At 60.9% G+C, this 25,951-nt stretch carries 22 protein-coding genes; 8 read left to right on the top strand and 14 right to left on the bottom strand.

What is annotated here, in order from left to right; genetic code table 11:
* Positions 1–126: 126 nt before the first annotated feature.
* From DA792_RS06080 to DA792_RS06045, 7 genes are read left to right on the top strand one after another with little or no spacing between them, the layout of a single operon-like run.
* On the top strand, positions 127–987 hold the full coding sequence (locus tag DA792_RS06080; protein WP_107719017.1) for a WYL domain-containing protein: 861 nt from the start codon (positions 127–129) through the stop codon (positions 985–987).
* Positions 971–3,457 (top strand): sigma-70 family RNA polymerase sigma factor, encoded by a 2,487-nt coding sequence (locus DA792_RS06070; RefSeq protein WP_254679366.1) that lies wholly within the window; start codon positions 971–973, stop codon positions 3,455–3,457. Before DA792_RS06080 ends, DA792_RS06070 begins: the two co-directional genes overlap by 17 nt.
* Positions 3,458–3,461: 4 nt before the next feature.
* Entirely contained in the window at positions 3,462–4,964 is a 1,503-nt protein-coding gene (locus DA792_RS06065; protein WP_107719015.1) for an ATP-binding protein, read from the top strand.
* Positions 4,961–7,849 carry a Z1 domain-containing protein gene (locus tag DA792_RS06060; RefSeq protein WP_107719013.1) on the top strand — a complete coding sequence of 963 codons (2,889 nt, stop codon included), beginning with the start codon at positions 4,961–4,963 and terminating at the stop codon, positions 7,847–7,849. The genes DA792_RS06065 and DA792_RS06060 overlap by 4 nt, the downstream gene beginning before the upstream one ends.
* On the top strand, positions 7,833–8,837 hold the full coding sequence (locus DA792_RS06055) for a PD-(D/E)XK motif protein (protein ID WP_107719011.1): 1,005 nt from the start codon (positions 7,833–7,835) through the stop codon (positions 8,835–8,837). Before DA792_RS06060 ends, DA792_RS06055 begins: the two co-directional genes overlap by 17 nt.
* Before the next feature lies 1 nt (position 8,838).
* Positions 8,839–10,647 carry an AIPR family protein gene (locus DA792_RS06050; protein WP_107719009.1) on the top strand — a complete coding sequence of 603 codons (1,809 nt, stop codon included), beginning with the start codon at positions 8,839–8,841 and terminating at the stop codon, positions 10,645–10,647.
* Between the two features lie 32 nt (positions 10,648–10,679).
* A complete protein-coding gene (locus tag DA792_RS06045) occupies positions 10,680–11,438 on the top strand; it encodes an HNH endonuclease (RefSeq protein ID WP_107719007.1) in 759 nt (252 codons plus the stop codon).
* A gap of 16 nt (positions 11,439–11,454) precedes the next feature.
* On the opposite strand, the gene DA792_RS06040 is transcribed toward DA792_RS06045, so the two are convergent.
* Positions 11,455–12,993, bottom strand: coding sequence for a DNA cytosine methyltransferase (locus DA792_RS06040; RefSeq protein WP_107719005.1), 1,539 nt, complete (start codon positions 12,991–12,993; stop codon positions 11,455–11,457).
* Between the two features lie 67 nt (positions 12,994–13,060).
* On the opposite strand from DA792_RS06040, the gene DA792_RS06035 reads away from it, so the two are divergent.
* Entirely contained in the window at positions 13,061–13,528 is a 468-nt protein-coding gene (locus DA792_RS06035; protein ID WP_107722576.1) for a very short patch repair endonuclease, read from the top strand.
* A gap of 206 nt (positions 13,529–13,734) precedes the next feature.
* Here DA792_RS06035 and DA792_RS06025 read toward each other — a convergent pair whose 3' ends face one another.
* The 13 genes from DA792_RS06025 to DA792_RS05970 all read right to left on the bottom strand — a co-directional run bounded on the left by DA792_RS06025 (position 13,735) and on the right by DA792_RS05970 (position 25,894).
* Positions 13,735–13,992, bottom strand: a complete 258-nt coding sequence (locus DA792_RS06025) for a hypothetical protein (protein ID WP_107719000.1) — start codon at positions 13,990–13,992, stop codon at positions 13,735–13,737.
* Positions 13,989–14,663, bottom strand: a complete 675-nt coding sequence (locus tag DA792_RS06020) for a YcbK family protein (RefSeq protein WP_107718998.1) — start codon at positions 14,661–14,663, stop codon at positions 13,989–13,991. Before DA792_RS06020 ends, DA792_RS06025 begins: the two co-directional genes overlap by 4 nt.
* Positions 14,664–14,738: 75 nt before the next feature.
* The gene (locus tag DA792_RS06015; protein ID WP_199908126.1) at positions 14,739–14,993 is read right to left on the bottom strand and encodes a DUF6127 family protein; all 255 of its coding nucleotides are present in this window, start codon (positions 14,991–14,993) and stop codon (positions 14,739–14,741) included.
* 32 nt (positions 14,994–15,025) lie between these two features.
* On the bottom strand, positions 15,026–16,021 hold the full coding sequence (locus DA792_RS06010) for an FscB (RefSeq protein ID WP_107718994.1): 996 nt from the start codon (positions 16,019–16,021) through the stop codon (positions 15,026–15,028).
* Complete coding sequence (locus tag DA792_RS06005; protein ID WP_107718992.1) at positions 16,018–19,359, bottom strand: phage tail protein; 3,342 nt, start codon at positions 19,357–19,359, stop codon at positions 16,018–16,020. Before DA792_RS06005 ends, DA792_RS06010 begins: the two co-directional genes overlap by 4 nt.
* A gap of 1 nt (position 19,360) precedes the next feature.
* Positions 19,361–19,579 carry a hypothetical protein gene (locus DA792_RS06000; protein ID WP_107718990.1) on the bottom strand — a complete coding sequence of 73 codons (219 nt, stop codon included), beginning with the start codon at positions 19,577–19,579 and terminating at the stop codon, positions 19,361–19,363.
* Positions 19,576–19,824: a hypothetical protein gene (locus DA792_RS05995; RefSeq protein ID WP_107718988.1), complete on the bottom strand. Its 249-nt coding sequence runs from the start codon at positions 19,822–19,824 to the stop codon at positions 19,576–19,578. The genes DA792_RS06000 and DA792_RS05995 overlap by 4 nt, the downstream gene beginning before the upstream one ends.
* 20 nt (positions 19,825–19,844) lie before the next feature.
* The gene (locus DA792_RS05990; protein WP_107718986.1) at positions 19,845–20,693 is read right to left on the bottom strand and encodes a phage BR0599 family protein; all 849 of its coding nucleotides are present in this window, start codon (positions 20,691–20,693) and stop codon (positions 19,845–19,847) included.
* Entirely contained in the window at positions 20,690–21,811 is a 1,122-nt protein-coding gene (locus DA792_RS05985) for a hypothetical protein (protein WP_107718983.1), read from the bottom strand. Before DA792_RS05985 ends, DA792_RS05990 begins: the two co-directional genes overlap by 4 nt.
* Positions 21,804–24,281: a phage tail tape measure protein gene (locus DA792_RS05980; protein WP_107718981.1), complete on the bottom strand. Its 2,478-nt coding sequence runs from the start codon at positions 24,279–24,281 to the stop codon at positions 21,804–21,806. Before DA792_RS05980 ends, DA792_RS05985 begins: the two co-directional genes overlap by 8 nt.
* On the bottom strand, positions 24,274–24,432 hold the full coding sequence (locus tag DA792_RS22420) for a DUF7697 family protein (RefSeq protein WP_199908125.1): 159 nt from the start codon (positions 24,430–24,432) through the stop codon (positions 24,274–24,276). Before DA792_RS22420 ends, DA792_RS05980 begins: the two co-directional genes overlap by 8 nt.
* 68 nt (positions 24,433–24,500) lie before the next feature.
* Positions 24,501–24,956 (bottom strand): hypothetical protein, encoded by a 456-nt coding sequence (locus tag DA792_RS05975; protein WP_107718979.1) that lies wholly within the window; start codon positions 24,954–24,956, stop codon positions 24,501–24,503.
* Positions 24,956–25,894 carry a phage tail tube protein gene (locus DA792_RS05970; RefSeq protein WP_107718977.1) on the bottom strand — a complete coding sequence of 313 codons (939 nt, stop codon included), beginning with the start codon at positions 25,892–25,894 and terminating at the stop codon, positions 24,956–24,958. The genes DA792_RS05975 and DA792_RS05970 overlap by 1 nt, the downstream gene beginning before the upstream one ends.
* Positions 25,895–25,951 lie beyond the last annotated feature (57 nt).

Here is a 25,951-nt window from a genome sequence, read left to right as displayed (position 1 = left end):
TGCCCCAGCAAACTCCCGTAATTAAGCAGGATTTTGATTGAACACGACATGACTCCCCGCTAGCGTTCGATCAGCACATAAAGTGGGCGCGCATATTAATTGAACGCGCTGAGTCGGGAGTGCGAAGTGGATAGTGACAAGTCGGAGCTTCGTTGGGGAGTCGCGCAGCGCCTCGAATTTATCGAGTTCCGATTGTTTTGGGAGGGGCATGTAAACCGCAGCGACTTGATGGAGCAGTTCGGGCTGTCGGTGAACCAGGCGTCCGCCGATCTGAACCGCTATATCGGTTTTGTACCGGACAACATGGTCTACGATAAGAGTGCGCGGGCATATGTCCGGGGGCCGGAGTACGCCCCACACTTCCTGAAACCTGACGCCAGCCGCTACCTCGCACAGCTGCGGTCTTTGGCTGACGGCATCATGGACAGCGACGATACCTGGATCGCAGAACTGCCATCCTACGATGCTGCACCAACGCCCGCCCGCGGTGTAAATCCTGTCACTCTGCGATCAGTTGTCGGAGCCATCCGCCGTGCAGAGTCGATCGAGGTGAAGTATCAGTCCCTCTCACGCCCCGAGCCGACATGGAGGTGGATCGCGCCTCACGCGATCGGGTTCGATGGCTTTCGATGGCACGCACGAGCGTTCTGTAAGACTGACGAGGTCTTCAAGGACTTCCTGCTTTCTCGTATCCTCAAGACGCGCGGAGTTGAAGCCAGCGAAGTCACAGATGCAGCCGATTCCGACTGGCAACAACATGTAACGCTTGAGATCGGCCCCCACCCTGAACTCTCCGAGAACCAGAAGAAGGTAATCGCGCTGGACTATGGGATGAGCGGTGAAAAGGCGCAAATCAAGGTTCGACGCGCTCTGCTCTACTACGCGCTCAAGCGTCTCGGACTCGATACCGACCCCGGCGCAAGGAAGCCTCAGGATCAGCAAATCGTGCTTCTCAACCGGGAGGCCGTTCATGAAACTACTGGATAAATTGTCCCGTATCCTCGGCAGTCGTGCCCAGCCGATGAGCGAACCCGAAAGCCATATCCTTGACCCTTTCGAGATCCGGCTGATTGCCGAAGGAAAGCTCGAGAAACTTGCCGATTTCGTTGCATCTGCTCGCCTATATTCGGCTGACCCGAAGGGCGACACTCCGCTCCACCTGGCTGCACGAACGGGCAGTCTTGCGCTTTGCGATCTGTTCATTCGGTCTGGCGCAGATCCTAATGCACTGAACCATGAACGGCAGACCCCAGCTGACGTGGCGCATGCAGAGGGCCACAAGCTCGCATCGCAGCTTCTGTCTTCGCTTGTTACGAACTCGCAGGAGATCGCCAGCCTCGACGCGTGCGAGGAGAGCCCGATACTTGAGACCACTGCGGACATGATCGAGGCCATTCCCGCAACTCATCTCTCAGTAGTCAAGGAGACTGAGCCGGATGACGATGATTGGAATCGCCAGGAGAGGAGCGCGGAAACCTCTTGGACTGATGACCGGGTCGGGCTTCTGAGATGGATGTGGTCCGAGGGCCGGAGCGCAAACCAGATATCGAGGGAATTGGGCGGAGTCAGCCGCAATGCAGTGCTGAGCAAGGCGCACCGTCTCGGCTTGTGGGAAAAGAAGAATGCGGACACTAGCAGCTCCGAAATAATTAGCGAAGTACCCCCGTATGTTGCCGCGCAGCCCTCTGCGGGGCCAGAGCAACGGCCTAGCCCGGAAATTGCGCAAACTGCGGCGGTGCCCAACCAGCTGGATGACCTTGACGATTTGCTTAGTTTCGAGGCCGAGGAAGAGCCAGAGGAGTTCTTCGGCGAGTCCGCGAGCGAAACGGTTTCGGGGACATTCGTCGCGCTCGTCAGTCCGGCACCTGTGGTTTCGGACGATGAGGACGGAGATTGGGATCTTGACCTTTCACCTGCATCGATTGCCGGAGAAGGCATCGGTGCCGCCGCCGCCGTAACCACGGATCATGGCGCAGAGCATGACTTCCTGAAGGTCCGCAACCGCGGGCGCCAATCGGTCAAACGCGCCGTCGTCCAGACCGGCACGCGACTGTCGATCGATCCGGAGATTTGCATCACTTGGGCCGAGGAAACTTTGGCAAAGGGGTGGTGCTCATTCAGCGATATCGAGAGCCTCGTCGCACTTTGCGAAGGCAATGGCGATCTCGAGGAATTACGCACCAATCTCTTGCGCAACCTGGAGGCTGCAGGTTTCGACCCGGTCGATCAGAGTTCCGCGCATATTGTCGGGCTCTGGGACGCCAAATCGGACATATCCTCCGACGAGCTGGCTGAAGCAATCGAGGCAGCCCTAACGCGATCGACGCGGCTGCCTGGAACGCAACGCTTCGTCATGGACAAGTCCGACGAACTACAACTGCTGGAGCCCATGGTCCGGGCAAAGCAAGAGCTTCAGCTGGGAATTCTCGCCTCCGAAGCTGCTGTCCAAACGATCCTCGATGTCGTCGACAGCATCGGGGGTGGGGTCCGAGACCCAGGTTCTGTCTCACTGAAGACCATTATCCCCTCACGCCCAGGCCACGCCGAGACGGCCGAGGTCATGGCAGCTGCGGAAGCCCTTAAGTTCTGGCAGGCGAATGGTCGCGTGTTGGACGGTAAACGGCGAAGGCAGGCACTCGCCGCGCTCGAGTCGCTCGATCTCTCTCTGGCTTTCCACAAGGAGCTCGTCAGCTCGCTCGAACAAAGCAAGGCTAACCCAGAGCATGCCAACTGGCTGGATGCACAGATCTCGGTTTTTGAGGCCGCCAACGAGCGCCTCATCCACGAGCACCTGCCTTACGTGCGGCGCTTTGCTGCACGGAACGTGGAGGAAGGCGAAGACCCTGAGGACGTCTTCCAAGTGGCTTTCATGGGTCTTCAGCGTTCCACACGGCGCTTTGATCCAGAACGCGGTTATCGCTTTGTTGTTTACGCCTCCTACTGGATGCGGCAGGCCATCATGCGATGGCGCGCTGACGAAGGCGCAGCGATCCGTATCCCCGTTCATCGGAAAGAGAAAATCGCGAGGCTTGATCTCGCTATGGAAAAGCTCGACGTCCGGGCTGACGGCACTGTTTCCGACAACGATCTCGCCGTGGATCTGGAATGGACCACTGACGAGGTGAGTCAGTTTCGCGCGATCCCCCGCGAGGCTGAGTATCCCGAAAGCATCGACGACTGGGACGAGGTATTGCCCGAACAGGAGGACGCGAATGCCTTCGATCAGGCAGAAACCGAAAGTATCATTACGGACGCCCTAGTTGAGCTGCCGGAGCGTGAAGCTGATGTGATCCGGATGCGCTTCGGGATAGGACGCGACGCCGACATGACCCTTGAGGAGATCGGTCAAATCTATGGAGTGACACGCGAGCGCATTCGACAGATCGAGGCAAAGGGCCTCGACCGTCTTTCCCATCCCGGTCGCAAGCGGCGCCTCCAGGAATTGCTAGGGATTTAATGGCATGGGTGTAAGAAATGCTCCTCCTCATCCTGGCTCGTTGCTCGAATCCCTTCGGGGGCTCGGCTACGCGCCTCCTACTGCACTTGCCGATCTGGTCGACAATTCCATAGCTGCGAACTCAGGCGAGGTGGCCATTCATCTCGAATGGGCTGGTCCGGAGAGCTGGGTAAGGATCGTTGATGACGGCGACGGCATGGACGACGCGGCTCTGGAGGCAGGGATGCGGCTCGGCGCACGCGATCCGCGGGCAGAACGCGCCGCCAGCGACCTCGGGCGCTTCGGGCTGGGCCTGAAGACAGCGAGTTTCTCGCAGGCTCGACGACTGACTGTAGCCAGTCGGCAGAATGGCGGACCTGTCGTGTGCCTGCGCTGGGATCTTGACCTCATTGGTCAAGAGCCGGGCGCCGAATGGCCACTCTTTGAAGGGCCTGCGCAAGGATCTGAGCATCTGCTTGCGCCGCTTGAGCAGATGGACCACGGCACCATCGTCCTCTGGGAGAAGCTGGACCGTATCGTGACCGATGGCTTCGCCGCCACTGACATGATCGAGCTCGCCGATCGTGTCGAGGCGCATCTTGCGATGACATTTCATCGTCTTTTGGATGGCCAGCAGCCCAAGCTTCGCCTCCTTCTCAACGGTAGAGGTATGAAGCCTTGGGACCCATACCTGACGGGACATCCTGGCAAGGCACTTGAAAGCCCCGAGTATCGCATCCTCCACACCACGGGTGTGACGGTTCAATGCCACGTACTGCCGCATCGCGACATGCTTAAGTCCGCCGAACAGGAAATCGCCGCTGGGCCCGGAGGTTGGACGCAGCAGGAAGGTTTCTACGTCTACCGCAACAAGCGTCTCCTTCTCGCTGGGGGCTGGCTGGGCCTGGGCGATGGAGGCAAGCCATGGCCGCGCGATGAAGCCCACAGGCTTGCCCGAATCCGTCTCGACATACCGAACAGCGCGGACGCCGAATGGAAGATCAATGTCCTGAAGTCGACAGCCAGTCCTCCGGTACGTCTGCGGTCTCAGCTTCACCGTCTGGCATCAGAAACGCGAGATACCGCGAGACGGGTCTTCGCCCACCGGGGTCACATCACGCCTGTTTCGGGCACGCGCTCGAACGCTGTTGCTGAAGCTTGGCAAGTGCGGCGCTCCGCACAAGGTACATCCTACCGGATTGCCCGTGACCATGACCTCGTCGCCTCGATCCTGAACCGCGCCGGATCGCTCAAGCCGGACATCCTCGCTGTTCTCAGGCTCATCGAGGAGACAGTTCCAGTTCAGCGCATCTGGCTGGATACCGCAGAAGACAAGGAGACGCCGAGGACAGGCTTCGCCGGGGCACCCGACAACGAAGTGATGGAGACGCTGTCCTCGATGTTTGAAGCACTCGTGGAATTTCGTGGTCTCAGTCCTGCTGAGGCGCGCGAACGGCTCGGTCGCACGCCCCCATTCGACAGGCACCTCGATCTGGTTTCATCCCTTGAAGTGAAAGATAAACAATGACGATTTCCAATCAGAAGGCTTTTGATTCAATACTCTCGATGGCGCAGAATATGCTTCGCCTCGCCGCAGAGCGGGCTCAGAGCCCAGTCACGCCAGAAATGATCGAAAAGGAGCTGACCAAGCTCGCGATCATGATGGAAGACGATTTTGACCTCGTCGATCGGGACGCGCTCGTTGACGAACTGATCCGTCGATCAAGCCGCACCGTTGGCCAGAATGCCACCCTCTCAAGCGGAGAGAACCATATTCCCTGGCTCGACGCTGAAAGAAAAAGGGGCTGGACATACTGGCAACGCTACTCCGAATACATGGAGACGCGTATCCCGTGGACGGCCCTCGACGCCCTCGACGTTGCCACCGATGAAGTCCTGTCAAACCTCGAGGATCCGATCCGTGAAGGCGCTTGGGATCGTCGCGGTCTGGTGGTCGGCCACGTGCAGTCTGGAAAGACCGGGAACTACACTGGTCTGATCTGCAAGGCTGCCGACGCCGGTTACAAGATCATCATCGTGCTTGCCGGTCTGCACAATAACCTGAGAGCTCAGACCCAGATCCGCCTTGACGAGGGATTCCTCGGCTTTGCCACGATCGCGGATGCCGATGAGCTTCCCGCGGTCGGGGTCGGGCTGATCGACAACGACACATCCGTCCGTCCCAATGCCGCAACTAATCGAAGTGACAAGGGCGACTTCAATACGGCTGTCGCCGCCAAAATGAATATCAGTCCCGAACAGCGACCGTGGCTGTTCGTGGTCAAGAAGAACAAGACAGTCCTGGAGCGCTTGCTACACTGGATCCGCAATCGCGTCGCCAATCACATCGATCCCGTAACAGGTCGCAAGCTGGTCACCAATTTGCCAATTCTTGTGATCGACGACGAGTCCGATCATGGTTCAGTGGATACGGGCGAAGACGTCGTGGATGATTTTGGCAATCCAGATCTCGAACATCAACCGAAAACCATCAACAGGCTCATCCGGGCGATTCTGCACCACTTCGCACGCAAGGCGTACGTCGGCTATACGGCGACACCCTTTGCAAACATCTTTATTCACGAGCGAGGTGAAACGCAGGAGCACGGCCCCGACCTATTCCCCTCGGCATTCATCACCAACCTTTCGGCACCATCGAACTACGTCGGACCGGGGCGCGTGTTCGGATCCGCTTCAAGCATGCCAGAAGACCTGCCACTAGTGCGCACACTATCAGACGATGAATTCCAGCCTTGGATGCCTAGCAAGTCGACAACTTCACTTGAAATGAAGCCGCACAAAAACGGGCATCGACCACGCTGGAAGGGCGAAGATCGCGTGCCGGACTCGCTCGCGGAAGCGATCCGGTCATTCGTTTATGCCTGTGCCATACGGAAACTGCGCGGACACGGCGACAAGCACTCTTCCATGCTAATCCACGTGACCCGCTTCACCTCAGTGCAGAATGAAGTCTTCAATCAGGTAGCCTCCTACGTGAGGGACATGAAAGGCCGATACACCCGCGGTATCGAACTCGCTTCCCTCGAAGAATCGATGCGCGAGGAATATGAAGCGACCTTCCTACCCGGGATGCGCGGGATCCGAGATGCCCTTGTCGAAGGAGAGACGCTGGAAGACTTCTCATGGACGGATATTCGTGACGTTCTGCCGGACGTTCTGTCGGACATTCGCGTGCGCGAGATCAACGGCACGGCGAAGGACGCTCTCGATTATGCCGAGAATGACGCCACCGGCCTGAAGGTTATTGCCATCGGTGGCGACAAGCTGGCGCGTGGTCTGACGCTCGAGGGTCTCTGTACAAGCTACTTCCTGCGAACTGCACGCATGTACGACACACTTATGCAAATGGGTCGGTGGTTCGGGTACCGTGACGGCTATCTCGATGTCTGCCGCCTATACACATCCCAAGAAATGGTGGAGTGGTTCGGCCATATCGCCGATGCAGCCGAAGAGCTACGCCAAGAGTTTGACAATATGGTTGCGGCCGGTGCTACGCCCAAGCAGTTCGGCCTGCGCGTGAAATCCCACTCCGTGCTGACCGTAACATCGCGGGCAAAGATGCGAAACGCGCGCGCGATGCAGCTAACCTATTCCGGCGATCTGCTGCAGACCATCGTGTTTCCGAACCGGAAGGACGACATCGCGGCAAACTTCAATGCCGCGGATCGCTTCATCAGCGCACTTGGCCCATCGACAGACCTGAATCACCAGCACTTCGTGCCCGACGGTCAGAAGTGGAACGGTCACCTGTGGCGAGATGTGTCGGCACTCAGCGTGATCTCGTTCCTCCGTGAGTACAGGACCCACGCGGCCAGCTTCCGGATCATGAGCCCACTGATCGCAGACTTCATCGAGGAAATGAACAAAGATCAGGAACTTACGAACTGGACCGTGGCCCTGATCGGAAAAGATCAGCCAGGAACAGAAAAGTCGGTTGGTGGCGCCTCGGTCAAAATGTTGGATCGCCGCAGAGCAGCTGAGCATGCGGATCGATACTCTATCAAAACTCTCATTTCCCCCCGCGATCAAGCCATAGATCTGACAGAGGCAGAGTGGAAGGCCGCCCTCGAACTAAGCCAAAAAACCTGGCGCAATGATACGGATAGAAACGAAGGTAAGGAACCACCTTCCGAACCAAGAGGTCCTCAGATCCGTCACGTTCTCGGAAACGGCGTGGTTGAAGCGGGTATTCCGGCTCGACGAGAACGCGGCCTGCTAATGCTCTACCTGCTCGATCCTGCCGGTGCTGAGGTTCCAGAACTCGCAGATGCCCATCCCGTAGTAGCTTGGGCAATCAGTTTCCCATCGAGCACTTCCGAGAGAAGGGTCTCTAACTCGAGGTACATCGCCAACAGCGTTCTCTGGGGAGGCCTCAATGACTGGGTGGACTGAAGAGGGGCTTGCACGGGCATGGAGAGCGCTCGCGCGCCAGGAAGCCAGTGAAGACTGGCGCTTTGTTCACCTCACTGGGATGGGCGCTGTATCGGTTGAGGCAGGCTGCCACTTTCCCCTTGGACGAGAAGCGCTGATTGTCTCCTTTCCCAGCTCGTGGTCAGCGAACCCGGCACGGCTGCCTGAAGGCAAGGGATTCGATGTCGCCATTATTGAGGGTCAGACTATCGTTGCCGGAAAGACGGCCATCGCCTTGGTGAGACGGCCGGAAGGGTCGCCGGACATCTTCGCCATCATGGTCATCGATGTCTTGCGAACACTGGAAGCCGCAGCCGGCACGCCCAATCGTGATGTGATAGAGGCCTTCCTTGAACGGGTCCGGGAGTGGCAGGCGTTCATGGCGCGAACGCACCGACCTCTCTCACCCGATGCACAGATCGGCCTTCTCGGCGAATTATGGATGCTCAGATTGCTCGCGGACACCTCCTTGGGAGCCGGTGCTCTCGACTGCTGGCAGGGACCATTGAGGGCGGCGCAGGATTTTCACGTACGCGGCGGCGCGATCGAAGTGAAGAGCACGGTTCGGACCGGCAGCTTCCTTGCCCGGATCAATAGCATCGAGCAGCTGGATGGCAATCGGGCGCCCATTTTTCTTTGTGGGTTTCGATTTGAAGAAAACACGGACGGTTTTTCGCTCGTCGATTTTGTCTGCGAACTCCGCGAGAGATTTAAGCATGCTGGAGTGCAACGCGGCTTCGAAGCCTTGCTGATGGTGATGGGGTACCTCGACGAGCATGCGCCGCTCTATGGCCGAACGCTGACATTGAAGGATACGAGGGGATTCCGCTCGGAAGGTGATATGCCGCGCCTCACGCGCGCTGCCCTGCCAGTCGCCATCCGTTCAGCTGCATATGTGCTCGATCTCGATGCTCTGGAAGTCGCCTCCGTCGGCATAACCGATCTTATCAACGAATTTGGACTGGACTGACATGAGCCTTGAAGAATTTCACCACAATTTCCGATCTGACCTGCAGACGATCATCGCCGAACGCGTGGCGGATGGTGAGGGCCCCTTTCCTTCGGAGGAACTCGTCTTTGCCGAAATGGTGATGGAGCATGTGGCAGAAACCGGGATATGCGACGCGCCGACCGTTTGCCATTGGAACGGCAAGGTCGGCAACGCCAGACTGCGCATCACCGGTTATGCCCTCAGTTCAGATGAAACGGCACTCGACCTGTTCGTGACCCACTATTTCGGGACGGATGAATTGAACGATCTGCGCGACTCGGATGCCACTGGAACCGCCAGTGAAGGCGTGCGTTTTCTCTTTCGCGCTGCGAGTGGCCAGCTCGACACGAAAATTGACCCTACCCACCCAGTCAGGGACCTCGTCGCAACTATCCGTTCCCGATGGAACGACATCGACCGGCTTCGGGTGTTCGTGATCACAGATGGGCGAACCAAGACCAAGCGGTTCTCGAACAAGGAGGTTCATCAGAAGATGGTCGCCGTCGAAGCGATGGACATCGAGCGGCTGTTTCGACACACCGAAGGAAAACCAAGGGATGAACTTGCAGTCAGTTTCGTCCAGTCGATAGGCCGCCCCCTACCTTGTGTGCACGTTCCCGACCCTGACGCAGATTACGAATACGCCCTGACGGCCATTCCCGGGCAACTCATTCGGGATCTTTATCTTCGTTACGGTACGACGCTGCTCGAAGCCAACATCCGCACTTTCCTTGGAAACAAACGTGCGGTGAACAAGGGCATAGTCGAAACGCTACGAAAGGAACCGGAGCACTTTCTCGCGTTCAATAACGGCCTTGTCCTGGTTTGCGACGAAGCTGCGTTCGAGCGTTCCGACGATGGCAATCTGAGTTTGTCGTTCCTGAAGGGTTTGCAGATCGTGAACGGCGGCCAGACAACCTCGAGCATCTATTTCGCATCGCGTGATGATCGTACCATCGATCTGAGTCATGTCATGGTTCCGGCGAAGATCATCATACTCAAGGGGTCTCAAGACGAAGCACGTGAGCGGTTGATCAGCAACGTCTCGCGTTATGCAAACAGCCAGAACGCAGTGAAAATGTCGGACCTCTCGGCAAATCGTCCATTCCATCGAGAGCTTGAAAAACTAGCAAACGACACTTGGTGCCCGGATGGCGCTACCCGTTGGTTCTACGAGCGGGCGGCTGGCGCCTACAACGTCATGCTGCTGAGAGAGGGCACCACACCTGCCAAACGTCGCAAGCTGAAGGAGATGATCCCACCAAGGCGCAAACTGACCAAGACCGACATTGCCAAGTACCATGAAGCTTGGCGAGGTAAGCCCAATCAGGTCGCTCTTGCCGGCGAAAAGAATTTCAAAGCACTGATGGACGCTCTCGATGATAATCCAAATCTCGTTCCCAGTCCACTTGATGCAAATTGGTTTCGCGCGATGATTGCGAAAGTCATCATTTTCAAGGCGATCGAAAGCATGATCAAAACAAAAGATGCAAAAGAGATTTTTCGTCAAGGCTATGTGAACATTGCCACCTATGTCGTTGCCGTTGTTTCGGAGAAACTTCGCGACAGGCTCGATCTACAGCAGGTCTGGATGCGGCAGGGGATTTCCGGCGGTTTGCGCGACCTGCTCTGGGACTGGGCCGTAGTCGTAAACGCGGAGTTCAACCGGATCGCCCCAGGCCAGCAGTTCTCGGAAGTCGCGAAGCGCGCGGATACGTGGGTGAAGGTCAGAGCTGCTGAATTTCCAGCGCCGTCTTCAAGCATACCCGAGCTGAGAACCAGCTCTTAAAAACCTTTAAGCTGCGAGTGACAAACACAGTTATGGAAGACAAGGCGGGAAAACGAAATCCGAATTGGACACGCGACGAGCTAATTCTCGCGCTTGACTACTATCTTGACCATCGCAACGAGGATCCACGGCCACATTCTAAAGGCATTTTACATCTGACGAAAAAAATCGCCGTCGTCAGCCGCGCACTCGGTCTTGCAAGTGCGGGGGTGACGTTGAGGAACCCCGACGCAGTAGAGATGAAATTGCGCAATCTAAGTGCACATGACCCATTATACACGGAAAACGGTCGGACAAGTCTCAATCGTGGTAATAAACTCGAGGCCATCTTATGGAATGAGTTTTCAGACCGCCCAAGTGAATTGAAGCGCACTGCATCCAGCATTATCGCTCTTTCAGGCTCGACAGAGACCACTTCGACTGCCGAAAACGAGGACGAATTTGATGCTCCAGAGGGCCGTCTTCTTACCCGCATTCATCTGTATCGCGAGAGGAATCGCACTCTCGTAAAAAGAAAGAAGGCTTCTGTTCTCCGAGATGCAGGTCGGATTTGCTGTGAGATTTGCGGGTTCGATTTTTTAGAAACCTATGGGGAGCGTGGTCGCAATTTCATTGAGTGTCATCATACGGCGCCGATATCGTCACTGGGCGAAAATGCGCGAACTAGCCTCAAAGACCTGGCACTCGTTTGCTCAAACTGCCATCGCATGATCCATGCCGGTCGACCATGGTGGTCGCTTGAAGAAGCCAAAGCTGTCGTTGCAGCTCGCTCCTTACCATTGGGCTACTGACGGCCTTAAAGGTACGTTAGCGAGGGCGTATGGCTTCAAAAACAAGCTGCGCGATCTGCCGAGCGAGGAATGGTGGCACCGCGTTCCCAACTTGGACATACTGTTGCGTGCGATTGCCCAAGAACAGGTAGTCGTCGGGGAAGGTCTGCAGCCGGGCGGCCTCGCGAACTGTCAGGCTGCGGCACTGCATAGGGTCAGGATGGATGAAGTAATGTCCATCCTTTGAAATATGGCTCGTTACCGTAGTGGCGGCCGCGTCTGCAAGTTGAACTCGAAATCGGTCGTTGAAGACGCCACTGTGCCAGTTTCGGTGATCCGGGCTGAGCGTGAGCGGAAAATCGGCAGCCTTCGGGCTGTAGCCGCGGACTGCCCCAAACACAGCGGCGAACAGATACCGTCCAAGATCCGAGGGCATGTGCCCGCGCGTCTCGTGCTGGGCAATGGCGCGCAATTCTGGCCGCTCAAGCCAGCGCAGCAGTTCATCGTTTGAGGTGCCATAACCATCCGGCTGGCATGACGCTGTCCGACGACTCTGCGCTTCCGACTTCATGCGCTTGGCAACGGATGAGAATGCCTGACGAAGCGGAGCATTATCTTTCCCCTTATGGGTTTTGGCCAGAAGTCTCGCCGCTTCGACAACCTCGTCACGCCACGCCGATGGATCGTCTCGACCACGACTGATGCCGCTGCGCAGGTCCGGCATAGTCCCGATCACGTCACTGACCGTTCGCGTCAGACCCGAGACGGCAATCTCGGCGCGCGCAGCCTTGCCCGAAAGGTCGGACCGAACTCCGACGATGATCACCCTGTGGCGCCGTTGCGGGACCCCGAACTGCTCGGCCCGCACGATGAAATCTGACGGTCGCGCCGCCTCTTGCACGCTGACTTTTCCATCTTCCACGCGGACTGCCAGCAGATCGTAGTGATGACCTTGGCCCGTACCAAGCGAGGACAGGTCCTCCATCAGCATCTCGAAGACAAGTCGGCTTTCGACAGTCGAGGACAGCATGCCCTTGACGTTTTCCATCACGAAGGCCGCGGGACGAAGCCTGTCGAGCACGCGGATGTACTCTCGGAAAAGGTAGTGCCGCTCATCCTCTTCAGGCACATAGCCGATCTTGCCCTTGGCCCGGGCGCGCCCTACCAGGGAATAAGCTTGGCAGGGCGGTCCGCCGATGAGAATCGTATCGTCATAGTTTTTGCGCAGCTTCGCGATGGCACCGTCAATCGCCCTTGCAGCGGTCTCAGTGCCTAGTTCGAGTGCACGAGCCTCATCAATGGCAAGCTGCCACGCTTCGGCGTCGACTGCTGACCAGTCCGGCTCGGGGACAAGCCCCGCATGGAAATCGATGAACTGATCGGGCAAGGTGCCGTGAAGCGCCCGGTATTCACGCAGGAACGCGCGCAGCGTCAGGGTTCGATGGGCCGATGCCTCCTTCTCGACCGAGATGCCGATCCGGAACGGCGCATGTCCGTCCTCGACGAGTGAGGCAAAGCCCTCGCCAAGTCCGCCCGGACCGGCGAACAGATCGACAATGCCGAAAGTGGCTGACAAATCAGGCTCCTGACGAAATTCATTCAGTCAGTGTATACCAGGTTCCAGATCGAAGACCAGGGTGCACGTGGCCGATATCGTAGACAAACAGACCCGATCCCGGATGATGGCCGGGATCAAGGGAAAGGACACGAAGCCCGAACTGGTGCTTCGGCGGGCACTTCATGCACGCGGCTTCCGTTACCGGCTGCATTCGAAGAATGTCCCCGGGCGACCTGACCTCGTGTTTCCGAAGCATAACGCAATCGTCTTCGTGCATGGCTGCTTTTGGCACCGCCATGAGGGCTGTCGTTACACAACCACTCCATCGACGCGTCCAGAGTTCTGGCAGGCGAAGTTCGACGCTAATGTGACCCGGGACGGCGCTGTACAGGGCCAGTTGTCAGAGGCAGGATGGCGGGTCGCAACGGTGTGGGAGTGTTCACTGCGCAAGACTGACCAATTGGCAGCAACGGTCGAGCTTCTTGCAGCATGGCTCCGCTCCAACGGCAGGCAGCTTGAAGTTGGCGAAATGGACATCAAGCAATCCGAGTGATCGATGCTCTGCAGATCGATCTGAAGACCGGGAAACGGACCCGCTTCTATCTGCAGATGCGCACTTGTTCCCGTAATACCGTATAGTCGGCCATCATCTCGACGACGGCCGATCTTTCCGGCAGCAGAGCGAGTTCCTCCATCGCGCGATTCCGAATTTCCCGACTGTATTCCACGACCGGCGGACATGCCGCCGAGCCGGTCGCTTCAAAACCCGCCGTCGCGCAGCCGGTCAACCAGCTCGTCGCGATCACGAGGACGGCGAGCGGCCGCCTCCAACATCCGACGTTGGATTTCATTGGCCTTCTCCCTGGTTTCGAGACGTTCAGCAATCCCGCCGACGCGCTCCCCGGCGCGTCGAATGGACAACAGGAATAACAACATGGTGAGGGCGATCGCACCGTAGCGCAGCGCGGTCCTAGCCCATGGGGTGGCGACGATCCCGCCGAGAATGCTGGCGATCATCTCTGCCCCCGGTGCCAGTCATCAAGGCGAGCGTAGATCGTGACCGCGATGCCAATGAGCGCCACAGCGATGAACACCCAGCGAAGCGTATCCAGATAGGGGACCAGCGGCAGGACGGCGGATTGAGTTTCAGCCAGGACGCTCTGAGCCACCTCGACCCCGGCTGCGCCCAGCGTCGCCACTCCGGCCGCTCCGCCACCCTTCATGGTGCGGCTGTCGCCTAGAACCTCGCGCGCGGGCGGCGCGTCCTCGGCGAATGAGGTCACTCGGATCGGAAACCGCTCACCCCACTGGCGGGCGGGTCCAAGATCGGCATGGATGAAACCCGAGCGCGGATAGAAGCCGAACCCAAGGAACCCGACTGCGCGTGCCGCCGCCTCGAACACGACCGGGTCATGGTTCGACATTGCGATATCGAAGGCCGCGCCATCCATGTGCTTGGACCGCGTCGCACCGCCGACGGCGCGGTTGTGCTCGGGGCTTCGATAGGCTGATCGGACGATCAGCGGTTTGCCCAGCCGGTCCCGCAACGCCTGAAGCTTATCCAGCGCGGGTTCGTTGACCAGCAGCTTGCCGGTACCGCGGCAGGCGATTTCGGCGGGTGAGAAATTCGGCCAGCGCCAGGTGTCGTCCGGCACGTCGCGCCAGTGATCGTAAAATGTCGTGGTCATGGTGTCCTCCAGAAACAAAAAAGACCCGCCACAAGGGCGGGTGCGGGTTGGCAGGTGAACTGAGGCGGAGCGCTTTTACGGGCCGCCGCCGAAGATCTTCAGTTTCAGGGCGATCCCGGCGAGGAGCGCCAGCATCACACCAGTGGTGATCAGATGGACGGCCGTCTGAACGGCCGTGCGCCGCACGAAACGGATGCAGTCGAGCAGTGAGCGGAGATCACGGATATCGAGGGCGGCGTCCTTGCCATCGATCCCGGCGTCGGCAAGCGCGCGTTTGGCCCCCGCTTCGGCGGCGCGCGTCAGCATTGCCTGGAATTCGATCTCGGACATACGCATGTCGCCCACATCATTTTGCTTTGGCGTCATGACGAGACGATCCCGACTTCCGTCGGCAGCGCAGCCGTGGTCCAGGGCGTGCTGTCGGCCGGGTTCACATCCCATGTCGAATAGACGGGACTAGCCATATCCGGCGACGGCGTACCGGGCGAAGCATCATAGTCGACCCCGCCGATCCGCAGGAATCCAGCAATACCGGTCGGTCCCGCTGTGCCGAGCTGGGCCAGCTGCTTCACATGCACGCCCGCAATGGCCGAGGCCCCGGCAGGCCCCGTTGGCCCCGCCAGCGAAAACGACATTCGCTGACCGGCGATATCGCTCGCGGCGCGGGTGGCGATGTCGCCGTCCTTCACCGCATCGACCCCGCCCGAAAAGGCGTCATAGGTCGCGACCAGGTCTGGCGTGCGCCGCGCAAACCGCCGCCCGATGGTCGAGACGCCGTCAAGGACTGCGATATGTGCGTAGTAACAAATGGCGGGGTTGTAGAAATCGAAGAGGCCGTAGTTCTTCCACACGCAGCGAACGGGACGACCCTTGCCACCGGTGTTGGCTGCCGTTGCACTGCTTTGCAGGACCCCATCAGCGTAAAACTCGATGGTGATGTCAGCGCCAACAGCGATCTTCACATCGACCCAATAGACTTGGTTCGTGGCAGCGACGAAGGAGGAAGCGCCGTCGACATTCGTATCGCCCATGGCCATGGCGTGGTACTTCTCGTCATCCCGCTCAGTTCGGACAATCGCTACAAGATTATTTGCGGTGTCGTAGAACTCCAGGAAGGTGCCATCCGTGCCGATAATGTGGGCGTTGACCGACGGCGCTTTGTATCGAAAGCTCAACCAGATATCCCCGGCGGGCAAGGACCAGGAAGCGGAAAACGGGACTGCGCTGGTCTCACTCGTGTTGATCCGTACGCAGTTGACATCGAGATCGGCGTCGAACCCGGCGGCGTCGGCACTGATGCGGCCCTCGACGCCCGCAAGATCAGTGACCTGGTGTCCGAGATGGAGGATGTGGCTCATGGAAGTACCTCTATGTAGAGAGCGGCCTCGGCGGCCGTAAGGCGGGACTGACCGCCCCATTCGTTGAAGATGTCGATGTCCGGTATGGTGAGGCGCGCATCACTGCCAAAGCCGATCCAGATGGCGGCGTCAGCGATGGTCAGTTGCACCGCCCCGCCCCGATCAAGGAAGATTACCGTCTCGGCGACAGTCAGGCGCGCGTCGGCCCCGATCTCCATCCAGGCGGAGACTTCGGCCACCTTGATGCCGTCCGGCATGAAGAGCCGGATCGACCGGGCCTGCCACGCCTCGTAAGCGATAGTTCCGGTCGTGCGGCGCGCCTGCACCCGGACCTCGAAATGCTTGGTGCCAGTGGGTGCTGCGAGGATCGGCACATCTTCCTTGGTCAGCGTGATGTTGTTGGCGGCGCCCACGTCGATCACGGCGGCGGGTGGCTCAAGCGTTGTGTCAGCATCAGGCTCGACCCAACGGATCTCGACCGCATAGGTTACACCGGGCTCTGGCCCAATATCGCCTGCGTCATAGGCGTCGAACACGCTGCTGGTCTGGGTGAGCCGGTCACGATGGGACCAGGTCAACATGACCGGCCCGAGGTTCAGCACGTTCGGGTTCACGACCGAGACGCCATTGCCCCGGAGATCGCCGGGCGGCAGCGGCCGGATCGCGCGGCTGGCAAGCGTCACGGAATCTTCGGGTGCCTGCGAGAGTGGCAATGTCCCGAAGCCGGTCTCGGGCAACATCTTGATCGTGACGATCTCTCCGGCGACAAAGCCCGCCTCCGACGCATTCGCGAGCTGCTGCCAGCAGATGACCGGCGTGCCCGCAGGATGTGCCAGCGGCACCGTATCGAGACAGCCGCGACCAACCGTGAGCGCCGTCGCACTCACCCCGTCAATCCGAACAAGTTCGTCGCCAATCGCGGCCAGCGTGCCGATGGCCACGTCTCCGAGCCCGGTCCAGCCGCCAACCGTAAGCACGTTCTCGGCTGGGTCGTCGCTGACGTCCGAAACCAGCAGCGCGGTCGGCACAAATTCGACCGCCTCTTCGAGTGTGTAGCCCGCCCCACTGTCGCTCCAGACCTGCGCCGAGAGTGCATCGGCCGAAGGACGTTCCCCGGTCGCGACGATCGCCCCCACCCCCGGATCCTCATCGAGAAGCGCGTCGGCCTGCGCATGCCCCAACTCCTGAACCAGCAACCAGTATGGCGCTTCCGCCACCCAGCGGCGCGTCAACGGCTTGGGCGGCAGGATCAGGCTGCCCGGATCGCCGCTTTCGCCGCCTACAAGGGCGGTCTCACCAAGCGCGAAGACATCCTCGGCGACCCTGAGGCGCACACCATTATTGCGCCCGTCCCCATGATCGATCTCGACGATGCGGACAACGACGCCCTCGAGCCCCCGCCTCGCGTTTGACAGCACGATCACGTCGCCCGGATCGAGGTTGGCTCCGACACGGCTGACCATGATCTCGCCCGACAGGATCGGAGCGGAGAGCGCCCGCAGGTCGCGTTCAGCGACCCGCACGGCAAGGGACTCGAAGCGAATGCCAGGATAATCGACCGTCGCGCTGACCACCTGACCAAGATCCTGGACGAGCGCGGTGTCGGTCACGCTGACCGATCCGGTCTGATCGGTACGGGCGTCGGAAAACTTCGCCGTCACCGAGTTCACGAGATCAGCGGCCTCACGGCGGCCAAGCTCGCCCCAGTCGACGACATTGGTCTCATCGAAAACCGGGAGCGTCTCGGGATCGTAGTCCGCGCGAATGAGCCGCAACTCCCAGCGGCCCGAGCGACGATCCACATAGAGATAGGCGTCGATGTGCTTCAGAACGTCGGCGATGAAGTCCTCGATCGTCGATTCCCGCTGCCAAAGCAGCGACAACCCGAAGCCCTCAGAGAAGAGCGCGTCCGCGGCGGTGGCAAAGCTGGGGCCGATATCCGCGAACGTATGCCCGAGGCCCCAGTCTCCGTTGGTCAGACTTTCCCGGATGATATGGGCCGGGTTCATGTCTGGGCCTTGCCCGAAGGCTGCGCGCAGCGAGGCCACCAGCGCATCTGGATCGCCGGGCGGCACGACCGGCACGCCGTCGACAGGCGTGTTATCGATCTGGGCCGTGGCGCTCGTGTCCGACAGCGCGATGTTGAAGGCGAAGACGTCGACCTCCGAGATGCCTACGAGCGTTGCGATGGCCGTCTGCAGGGTCGAGGCCGGGCTCGGTTCGCCGTCGGTGACGAAGATCAGGATGCGTCGTTTGCCGCCGGAGCCATTGAAGAAGGCCCCCGCCTGGCTGACCGCGACCCCGAAATCCGTCCCGCCGCTCACGGAGCTTGAAAGCGCATCGACCCAGTCCTGGAGCTCGCCATAGGCCGTGGCACCAGCATCGCGCCGCAGGATCGTGCCGGAAACAGTGGAGTTCCAGGTAACGATCTGGACGTCGTTCGGCTCCAGGGCGTTCTCGCCGATCTCTTCGACCAGACGCGAGACAGCAGCGATTTGCGCCGCCATGCGCGATCCCGACATCGAACCCGAGGCGTCCATGGCGATATAAATGGCGGCATCTCCGATCCGGACTTCCGGTACGATCTGCGCCTTCTCGGGATACCATTGCGGACCGCCATCCTCGGCCTTCAGGATCCGCGTTAGGCGGACCGACCAGGGCTTGAGATACGGATTGAGGCCCAGAAACACCTGCCGCAGCACCAGCGAGCAGATCCCACGATAGCCAGGCACATCGGCCCCGGCATTGGCGGCGAGATAGTCGTTCTGCGCCTGGCTCGGCGCGCCCATCAAAACGTCGATGTCACCGACGATGCCACCTTCGCGCTTCTCGCCCCCGAAGAGGTCGGGCTTGTTGATCCTGATGCGCCCGCCCGCAGCGCCGCCGTTGAGACTGGGTACGCTGGCCGCATCCGACACCGCCACCGATTGGGCTGTGAAGGCAGTGGCGGCGGGCTCGACGAGCCAGGTGGTAATGCCGCTGCCCGCAGCATAGCTCACCGCCTGAACGGTAACGGTGCGGGTTGTGTTGTCCGTCAGAAGTTGAAGGTCATAGCTCTGGCCTAGCCGGATGCCGCTGAGCGTACCCGGAAACCGGACCTCGGCTACGCTGTCGCCCTCTGCCGCTGCGGTGGCGGACATGCCGGTGACGGTGCCGTAGCTTGCCAACGCGCCAACACCAGTTCCCTGCGACGTGCTCTGTCCCGTTCCAATCGACCATGCAGTACGGTCATCGACCCGGATCTCGCGGATCGCATCCACGGGCCCGTGGCAAAGCGCCAGATGCGCCCCGAGCGAATAGCGGTAGCCGACGGTCTGTGACTTCGAACGGCCGCCCATTTTAAGTCTCGCTCGCGGTGCGCGCGGCGCGCTTCTCTGCCTCCGCGATCACCCGGATTGCCAGAGCGTCGCCCGTTGCCGCGAGCACATCGGCTGGAAGCCCGTCTGCGAGGAAAGCCTGCCAGTCGAGGCCGTGACGGCGAAACCACGGCCGCGCGCCCTGAAAGCAGAGCCGGGACGCGCGCAGGTCCTGCACGCTGGCGATCAGATCTTCGCTCATTTCTTGCCACCCTTCTTGCGAATCGGATCGACCTTGAGGTCCCCAGCCCAGACGACGTTCGGGCCGCGCAGCAACATGGTGCCGAAGACCACAGGGATCGGACGGCCTTCCTCGGCCGTCGGCAGGTCGAAATCATCGAGCCCGGCGGCTTTCGGGGCTTCGACCTTCGGCTTGGGCGACAGCGCATAGGAGATCGCCGTCAGCACGAGGCTGGCGACGATCTGGACGACAAAGTTCCAGACCATGATGGGCTCTCAGATTTGGGTCAGACGATGCTGGTGCCGCCAAACGGGTTGCGGCCGGGAATGTCGGGAAAGCCGCCGAAGTTCAGCAGGTTGCCGAACTTCGTCTTGCAGGTATCGCGCCGCAGATCACAGCCGGGGGCGATTTCGACGAGCGCCAGGGCTTCGGGATCATCAATGGCCGCCTCCAGATCGGGCATGCGGCCGGAAAGCGTCAGTGCATCTCCGACATGCCCAGCGATGAACCCCAGAAGGCCCGCGTGGCGCAGCACACCGCCCCGGAACCAGCCGTTTGGCAGCAACGCGACCTCGGGGACGGTGATCGTGAGGCCCTGATGCGCGCTGGCTGTGCCGCCCACGAAAAAGGTTTCTATTTCGAGACGGCATCCTCGGGAATAAAGCGCATGACGGCAAAGGCGCTGGTATTTGGCGCGCACGCCCTCGCGGCGCATGGATGTGAACAGGGATTCACAGCGAAGGGTGATCTGCCGCCCCTCGACCCGGGCCGAGACCACGCGGCCCTTCCAGTGTGCAACCACCTCCATTGGCACCTGTTCGTGCCCACGAAAGATGGTGAGCGTCGTGACCGCCCGGCCGCGGGGGCCGAGATAACGGCGGGCGAAGGGATCGGAGAGCGGAAAGGTGACGCTGAGATCGACGCGCCGTGGATCGCTGCTCTGGACGACGGACCCATGGCTGACCGCTGACGGGTCCCAGATCAGATCCTCGGTCTCATCGGCGATGGCCCCAGCAGGCGAGGTCCAGATCGCCGTACGGCTCGTGAAGCGCCAGCCCTGATCGCCTTCCGCGAAGAGATACAGGAAATACGGCCGCCCTTCAGCGGTCGAGGTCTCGGCAAGGTCATAAGTCATCCAGGAATCTCAATCAGGCTTGCCGCGAACTCAGTCCGGCCCGCAAAATGCTCAATCTCGATCCGGTCGGTATCGAGCCGGAACTTCGTGAGCAGATGAATGGGCGTTGTTATTGGAATGCTCTTGCCCGGGGCGGCGATGGTCAGCCGGATCCCGAGCGCGTCATAAACTGCGTTTGTGATCTCGCAAAACACCGGGCCGGAGACGATCTCGAACATCACATGCCGTCCGATCAAAACGCCGGGATCCATGTTTTCTACAATGATCACAGAGGTAGCCGAGGACGTGACCGCCGCTTGAAGGACCAGTTCCCGCCCCCAAGTCGGAAGCCAGAACGCGCGTTGGCGGCCACGCAGAGAATAAAGCCAGCGGCGGCGCGACCAACGCCCAGCACCCCGGTCGATCAATGTGATGGTCGAGCGGCGCTGGACATGGGTCAGCACGGGTTCGATTACGATGGGACCGAAGCCGTTGTCGATGTATTCGACGGATTGCGCGATACTCTCCGCCAACGGTTGGCGGAGCACGGCCGGATCGGTCAGCACATCCAGACCCAGATGGGTCGCGTAGCTGCTGGCAGACAGGTCGGTCCCAGTTTGCAGGGTGAAAGTGGCCGTGACCGTGCCCAGTCCCTGGCGGCGCCGGTCGATCTCGATAGGTCGCGTCAGGATCCCGGTACCCACCGGGGCTACAATCGGATGCGCAAGGGTCACGCCCGCAGGCGCGGCCAGCTCCAGCCAGTCCGGCAGGACCGCACTGACTTCGACAAGATATGCCACACCTCCGTCAGCTGCGATGACGGCCTGTCCCGGCGCTTCGAACGCTCCCTCGCCGGTATCGACGAATACAGTGATGTCGGCGGCATCAACGGGCACAGTGGACGGGCGTGCAAGGTGCCAGAGCGGCACCGTCCAATCGTCGAGTGGCCCGGCCCGGGCAAGCTCTGCCGCACGGGAGAGGTCACTGGCATCGAGCAAATGCGAGACCGTCAGGATCGAACGCGGCACAGTGCGGAGCGCGATCCGCTGCTCAGCCGCCTCGGTGATCAGCGTGTCGGTGTTCCATTCCAGCACCTCGGTGACAGGTTGGCGTACCGGGAAAGGCCAAAGACTAAGCATCGAGGCCTCCCCGGTTGCGCCGGATCACGTTGACGATCAGCCGCTCGCCTGCGGGCGTTGCCAGATAATCGCCGACAATGGAGGGATCGAGCACATTAACGATGCGGGTTGCGGACTGCGCAGTTTGACCTTCACCGCTCGTCTCGACGCCGAGCCTTCCACCCCGACCTCGTCGCAGCGGCAGAATGGCTTCCGGGCCTGCCTCACCCATGAGCCCGATCCCACGCGCAAAGGGAAACACGGTCGGGTTTGAGACCACGCCACCGTTGGCAAAGGCTGTAATTTCGCCAGCCTGCCCAAAGGCACCGCCGCGCGCGAAGGTGCCGCCCATGCCGAACAGTCCGCCGAGGGCGCTAGAGAGCCAGCCAAAGAGACCGCCGCCGCCTGACCCGGACAGAGCCCGGAACAGTGCGTCCTCGATCGGCTTGAAGGCGGTATCGATCAGCCTGTTGGCAAGGTTTTGGGCGATCCCGGATATTGCGCTCGCGAAGGTTTGCCAGCTGAGTTCGCCCGACTTCAGCGCCTCCTTGATCGGCCCGGTGATGTCATCGGCCAAACCCCGCGCGATCTCTTGCGTGCGCTCAACCGCAGTACGGGCCGCGTCCCATGACTGGCGCGCGACATCAGCGGCGCTTTGCAGTGCCCCTCCGGCACGACCGGCCGCAGCCGCTGTTTCATCGAGCGTGGCTGCCGGGCCACCGTTTTCATCTTCGGCCAAAGCAGCGTCGAAGCGATCCGCAGCTGCCGTGGCTCCATCCAGCGCCGTCTCGGCCTCGGTTCCTGTAGTACGCATCGCAGTGCGCAAAGCCTCCATCGCTTCAAGTGGCTGCAGGGCACCATCGGCGAGCGTCGCGGCAGTCTGCCTCCAGGCCTCGGCTGAGGCGGCGGCATCACTGGCTGCTCCTGTAAGTCCCAGATCCGGAACAGCCAGCGGGTTGTCCGCGAACGCACCAGCAAAAGCATCTTGCGCTGCGGTCGCCGCTTGGGTCGCAGCGCCTGCAAAGCGGTTCTCGAGCTGTCCCAGATCAAGATCAGCAATAAGGCCGATCCGCCGCTCCACGCCGAGCGCCTCAAGCCCGGCGTTCACGCCGTCGATGAAGCCGTTGATCCTGGAGACGACGCCGTTCAGCATCGCCTCGACGCCTTCAATCAGGCTGTTTGCCGCCTGAAACGCGAGATCACCGATGGCCGCAGGCAAAAGCCCCCAGACAGCCTTGATCGCCTCAAACGCCCCCTCAAAACTGTTCACGGCCGCATTGGCAAAACCGACGACCCCCTCGAGCGCGCCTTGCATCGCGGCAGCCGACGCTGCGTGCACGTCCGCAAAAGCCGCCATCGCAGAGGCTGCAAAGCTGCCAGCCCCCATCTTGATCCGCTCCCAGACCTCGCTCACGAGGTTGCCCAGCAGTGCCATGGCATTTCCGAAGCCGCCTGCGCCGGAGACAAGCTGGCCGAACTGGTAGATCAACTCACCCGCACCGACGATCAGCGCCCCGATCCCGGTGCGGATCAATGCGCCGCGCATCACCACCAGCGCCGTGGCGAGCCCGCGCACGGAAATTGCGGCAGCTACCATTCCGGCCACCCAGCGCCCCGCCAGGAGGGCCGCGAACGTAGCGGCGTAGGCGGAAAGGCGACCGATGTTGTCGAAGAGGCCCCTGATGGCGATGCCAAGCGGTCCGGTTCGACTGGCCATGGCCGCCATGGCATTCGCCACCGCTTCGAGCGCGGGGGCTGCGGCAACCGCCAGCTGGTTCGACAGCCCGCGCCAGACGAGGCCGAGACGCGAGATCGCATCATTGGTGCGTTCGATCTGGTCGGCATCCTGCTCTGAAACGACGACACCGAAGGCGAGAACATCCTCGGTCGCCTGACGCAGCGTCGCGGTGTCGATCCGCGACATGGCGATGGAGCCTTCCTCGCCGAATAGCTGGCCTGCGACAGCAGCGCGCTCGGCGACCGGCACGAACTCCTCGATGGCGGCGTTGATCGCCCCCACCCGCTGATCCAGCGGCAGGGCAATCAGGTCGGTGGCAGACAGTCCCAGCCGCTCCAGCGCGTCGGCAGCCGGACCACTCCCGGCAGCCGCTTGGCTCAGCCGTCGTGTGAGGTCCTTCGTCGCTTGTTCAATCCCGGACATGGAGACACCGGCCAACTCGCCTGCACGTTCCAGAGTCTGGATCGAGGCCACCGTCGTGCCCAGCGATTGCGCCAACTTGGCCTGTGCATCGACGGTCTGCAGCCCCGAGCGGACCATGGCGACGCCTGCAGCAGCGGCAGCGGCCACTGCAGCGGCAGCGGCAATCCGGACCCGTCGGGAGAACGCCGCAAGCCGAGCGTTGGCCGCTTCCATCTCGCGGCTGAGCCGCCCGAACCCGCGCGCCCCAGCCTCACCGACACCTTCCAGTTCGGCGCGTACCTCTCGGCCGCCCACGGCAGCAAGGCGGACAGAAACGCGCTTCTCAGCCATTGGAATGATCCATCTTTTCGTTGAGTTTTGCCATCATCACCGCCTCGACGACGGGCAGCAGTTCGGCCATCGCCAGCGGCGGAATTCCGAGGGCATCACCGAGTGCAAGTGCTGCCGACATGTCCCAACCGATCACCGCGCCCGGCAGCATTCTGAGCTGCCCACCGAGGCGGCCGACCAGATCCCAGACCTGCCAGCCCTCAAAGGTCGCAGGCCGGTTCAGCCGCGCCGGGCAGGTTTTGCACGTCGCTTCGCACGCTTCGCTGGGTTCGCAACCCTCGCAGTATCGCTCGCCCCCGCCGAAGGACCACTCGGCGAGAGCGCGGAGACGTTTTTTTCCTGGTCCAGCAGCAGGCCTTTGGAGACGTAGGTCAATTGGAATGCTTCGAAGATCGGCCAGATGTCGAGAAGAGTGTCGACAGCGTCGGGGCTCGGATCGATAGGGTTGCCATCCGCATCGCCGATGCCCTCCCAAGTGAGAACTGCCCGACGCGCCAGCGCCTTGGCAAAGGCAACGGCGCGTTCCTCGTCGGAAGCGTCTACCGGGACCGCCTCGACAGCCGCATCGCTGCGCGTCGCAACCATCAGGGCCGTGGTCAGTGGGCGCAGCTCTGCGCGCACACCTGGTGCAAGGTCGTGCCAGCGCGGTGCGTTCATCAGGTCAAGTGTCAGCATCAATATACCTCAATGTCGTTCAATAGGGTTGCGGTGCACATCCGGCCGACCGTGCTGTCGCGTGCGGCCTGCCAGTCAAAGGTGGCCTGCACCCCCTGCGGCCTGGAAATCTCGATGCGCGGGCGCGGCAGGTAGACGGCATGCACAGTGAAGGTGAAGCTCTCGCCAGAGGGCAGCACATAGGCGAACTCAAGCTCGCAGGGATCGCCGTTGATTGCCTGTGTCACCAGCGTCTGGTCGGCGAAGCGCACCTCGATGGAGCCAGTCAGCGCGGCGATGGAGGGGTCTGCCCCGTCGATCCGGCCGTCCGAACGGATGGTCTCGATCCGGTCGAGGTTGTTGGCATAGGTGGTGTCGGCAGAGACCACATTGCCGAGGGCCGACCCGTTGCGGGTGATCGCGCCGTTGAAATGCCCGAAGCGCTGCAGATCCAACGCAGCGGGCGTTCCGGCACTGGTCGTCGTGCCCACGGTCTCGCCCTGTGCCACGAGCCGCGCGGTCGCGGTCAAAAGGCCGGATCGCTGCATTTGCCAGTTGATCTGGTCGAGTACGCAGCCGGAATACATCGCAAAACGCGGGATCTCGGGCATGCCGGTCTCGATCGACATGCTGGGCAGCGTCCACGCGCCCGACTGAAACTCGTGCGTCCAGGGACCGGTGCCGGTCGTAGTCGGGTCGCCAAAGGCCGCCTTCAGCCAGAACCCGAAGGCCTCAGCGTCGAGCGGCACGACGACATCGCCGTCCGCCGTTACCGCATCCTTGATGGGCGCCAGCGGATCGCGGCCGTAACCCAAAAGTTCCGAATTGAGCAGCGGCTGCTCCGCGCCGAGCGAAGTGCTGGCGAAGGGCATTTTCGTGAAGCCACCCACCGGTGGCGTTCCATAATTCGTCTCGAACGCAAGCGCCATCTGCGCCCGTGCCCCTTGGGCTCGTGCCATTGTGGTTTCTCCTGTATATTGAAGCGGATGAGCCCAAGATGGGCCAGAACTCAAAAG

The sequence above is a fragment of the Celeribacter baekdonensis genome (assembly GCF_003047105.1).
GTDB lineage: Bacteria > Pseudomonadota > Alphaproteobacteria > Rhodobacterales > Rhodobacteraceae > Celeribacter > Celeribacter baekdonensis_B.
This window is presented reverse-complemented; position numbering and strand designations above follow the sequence as displayed.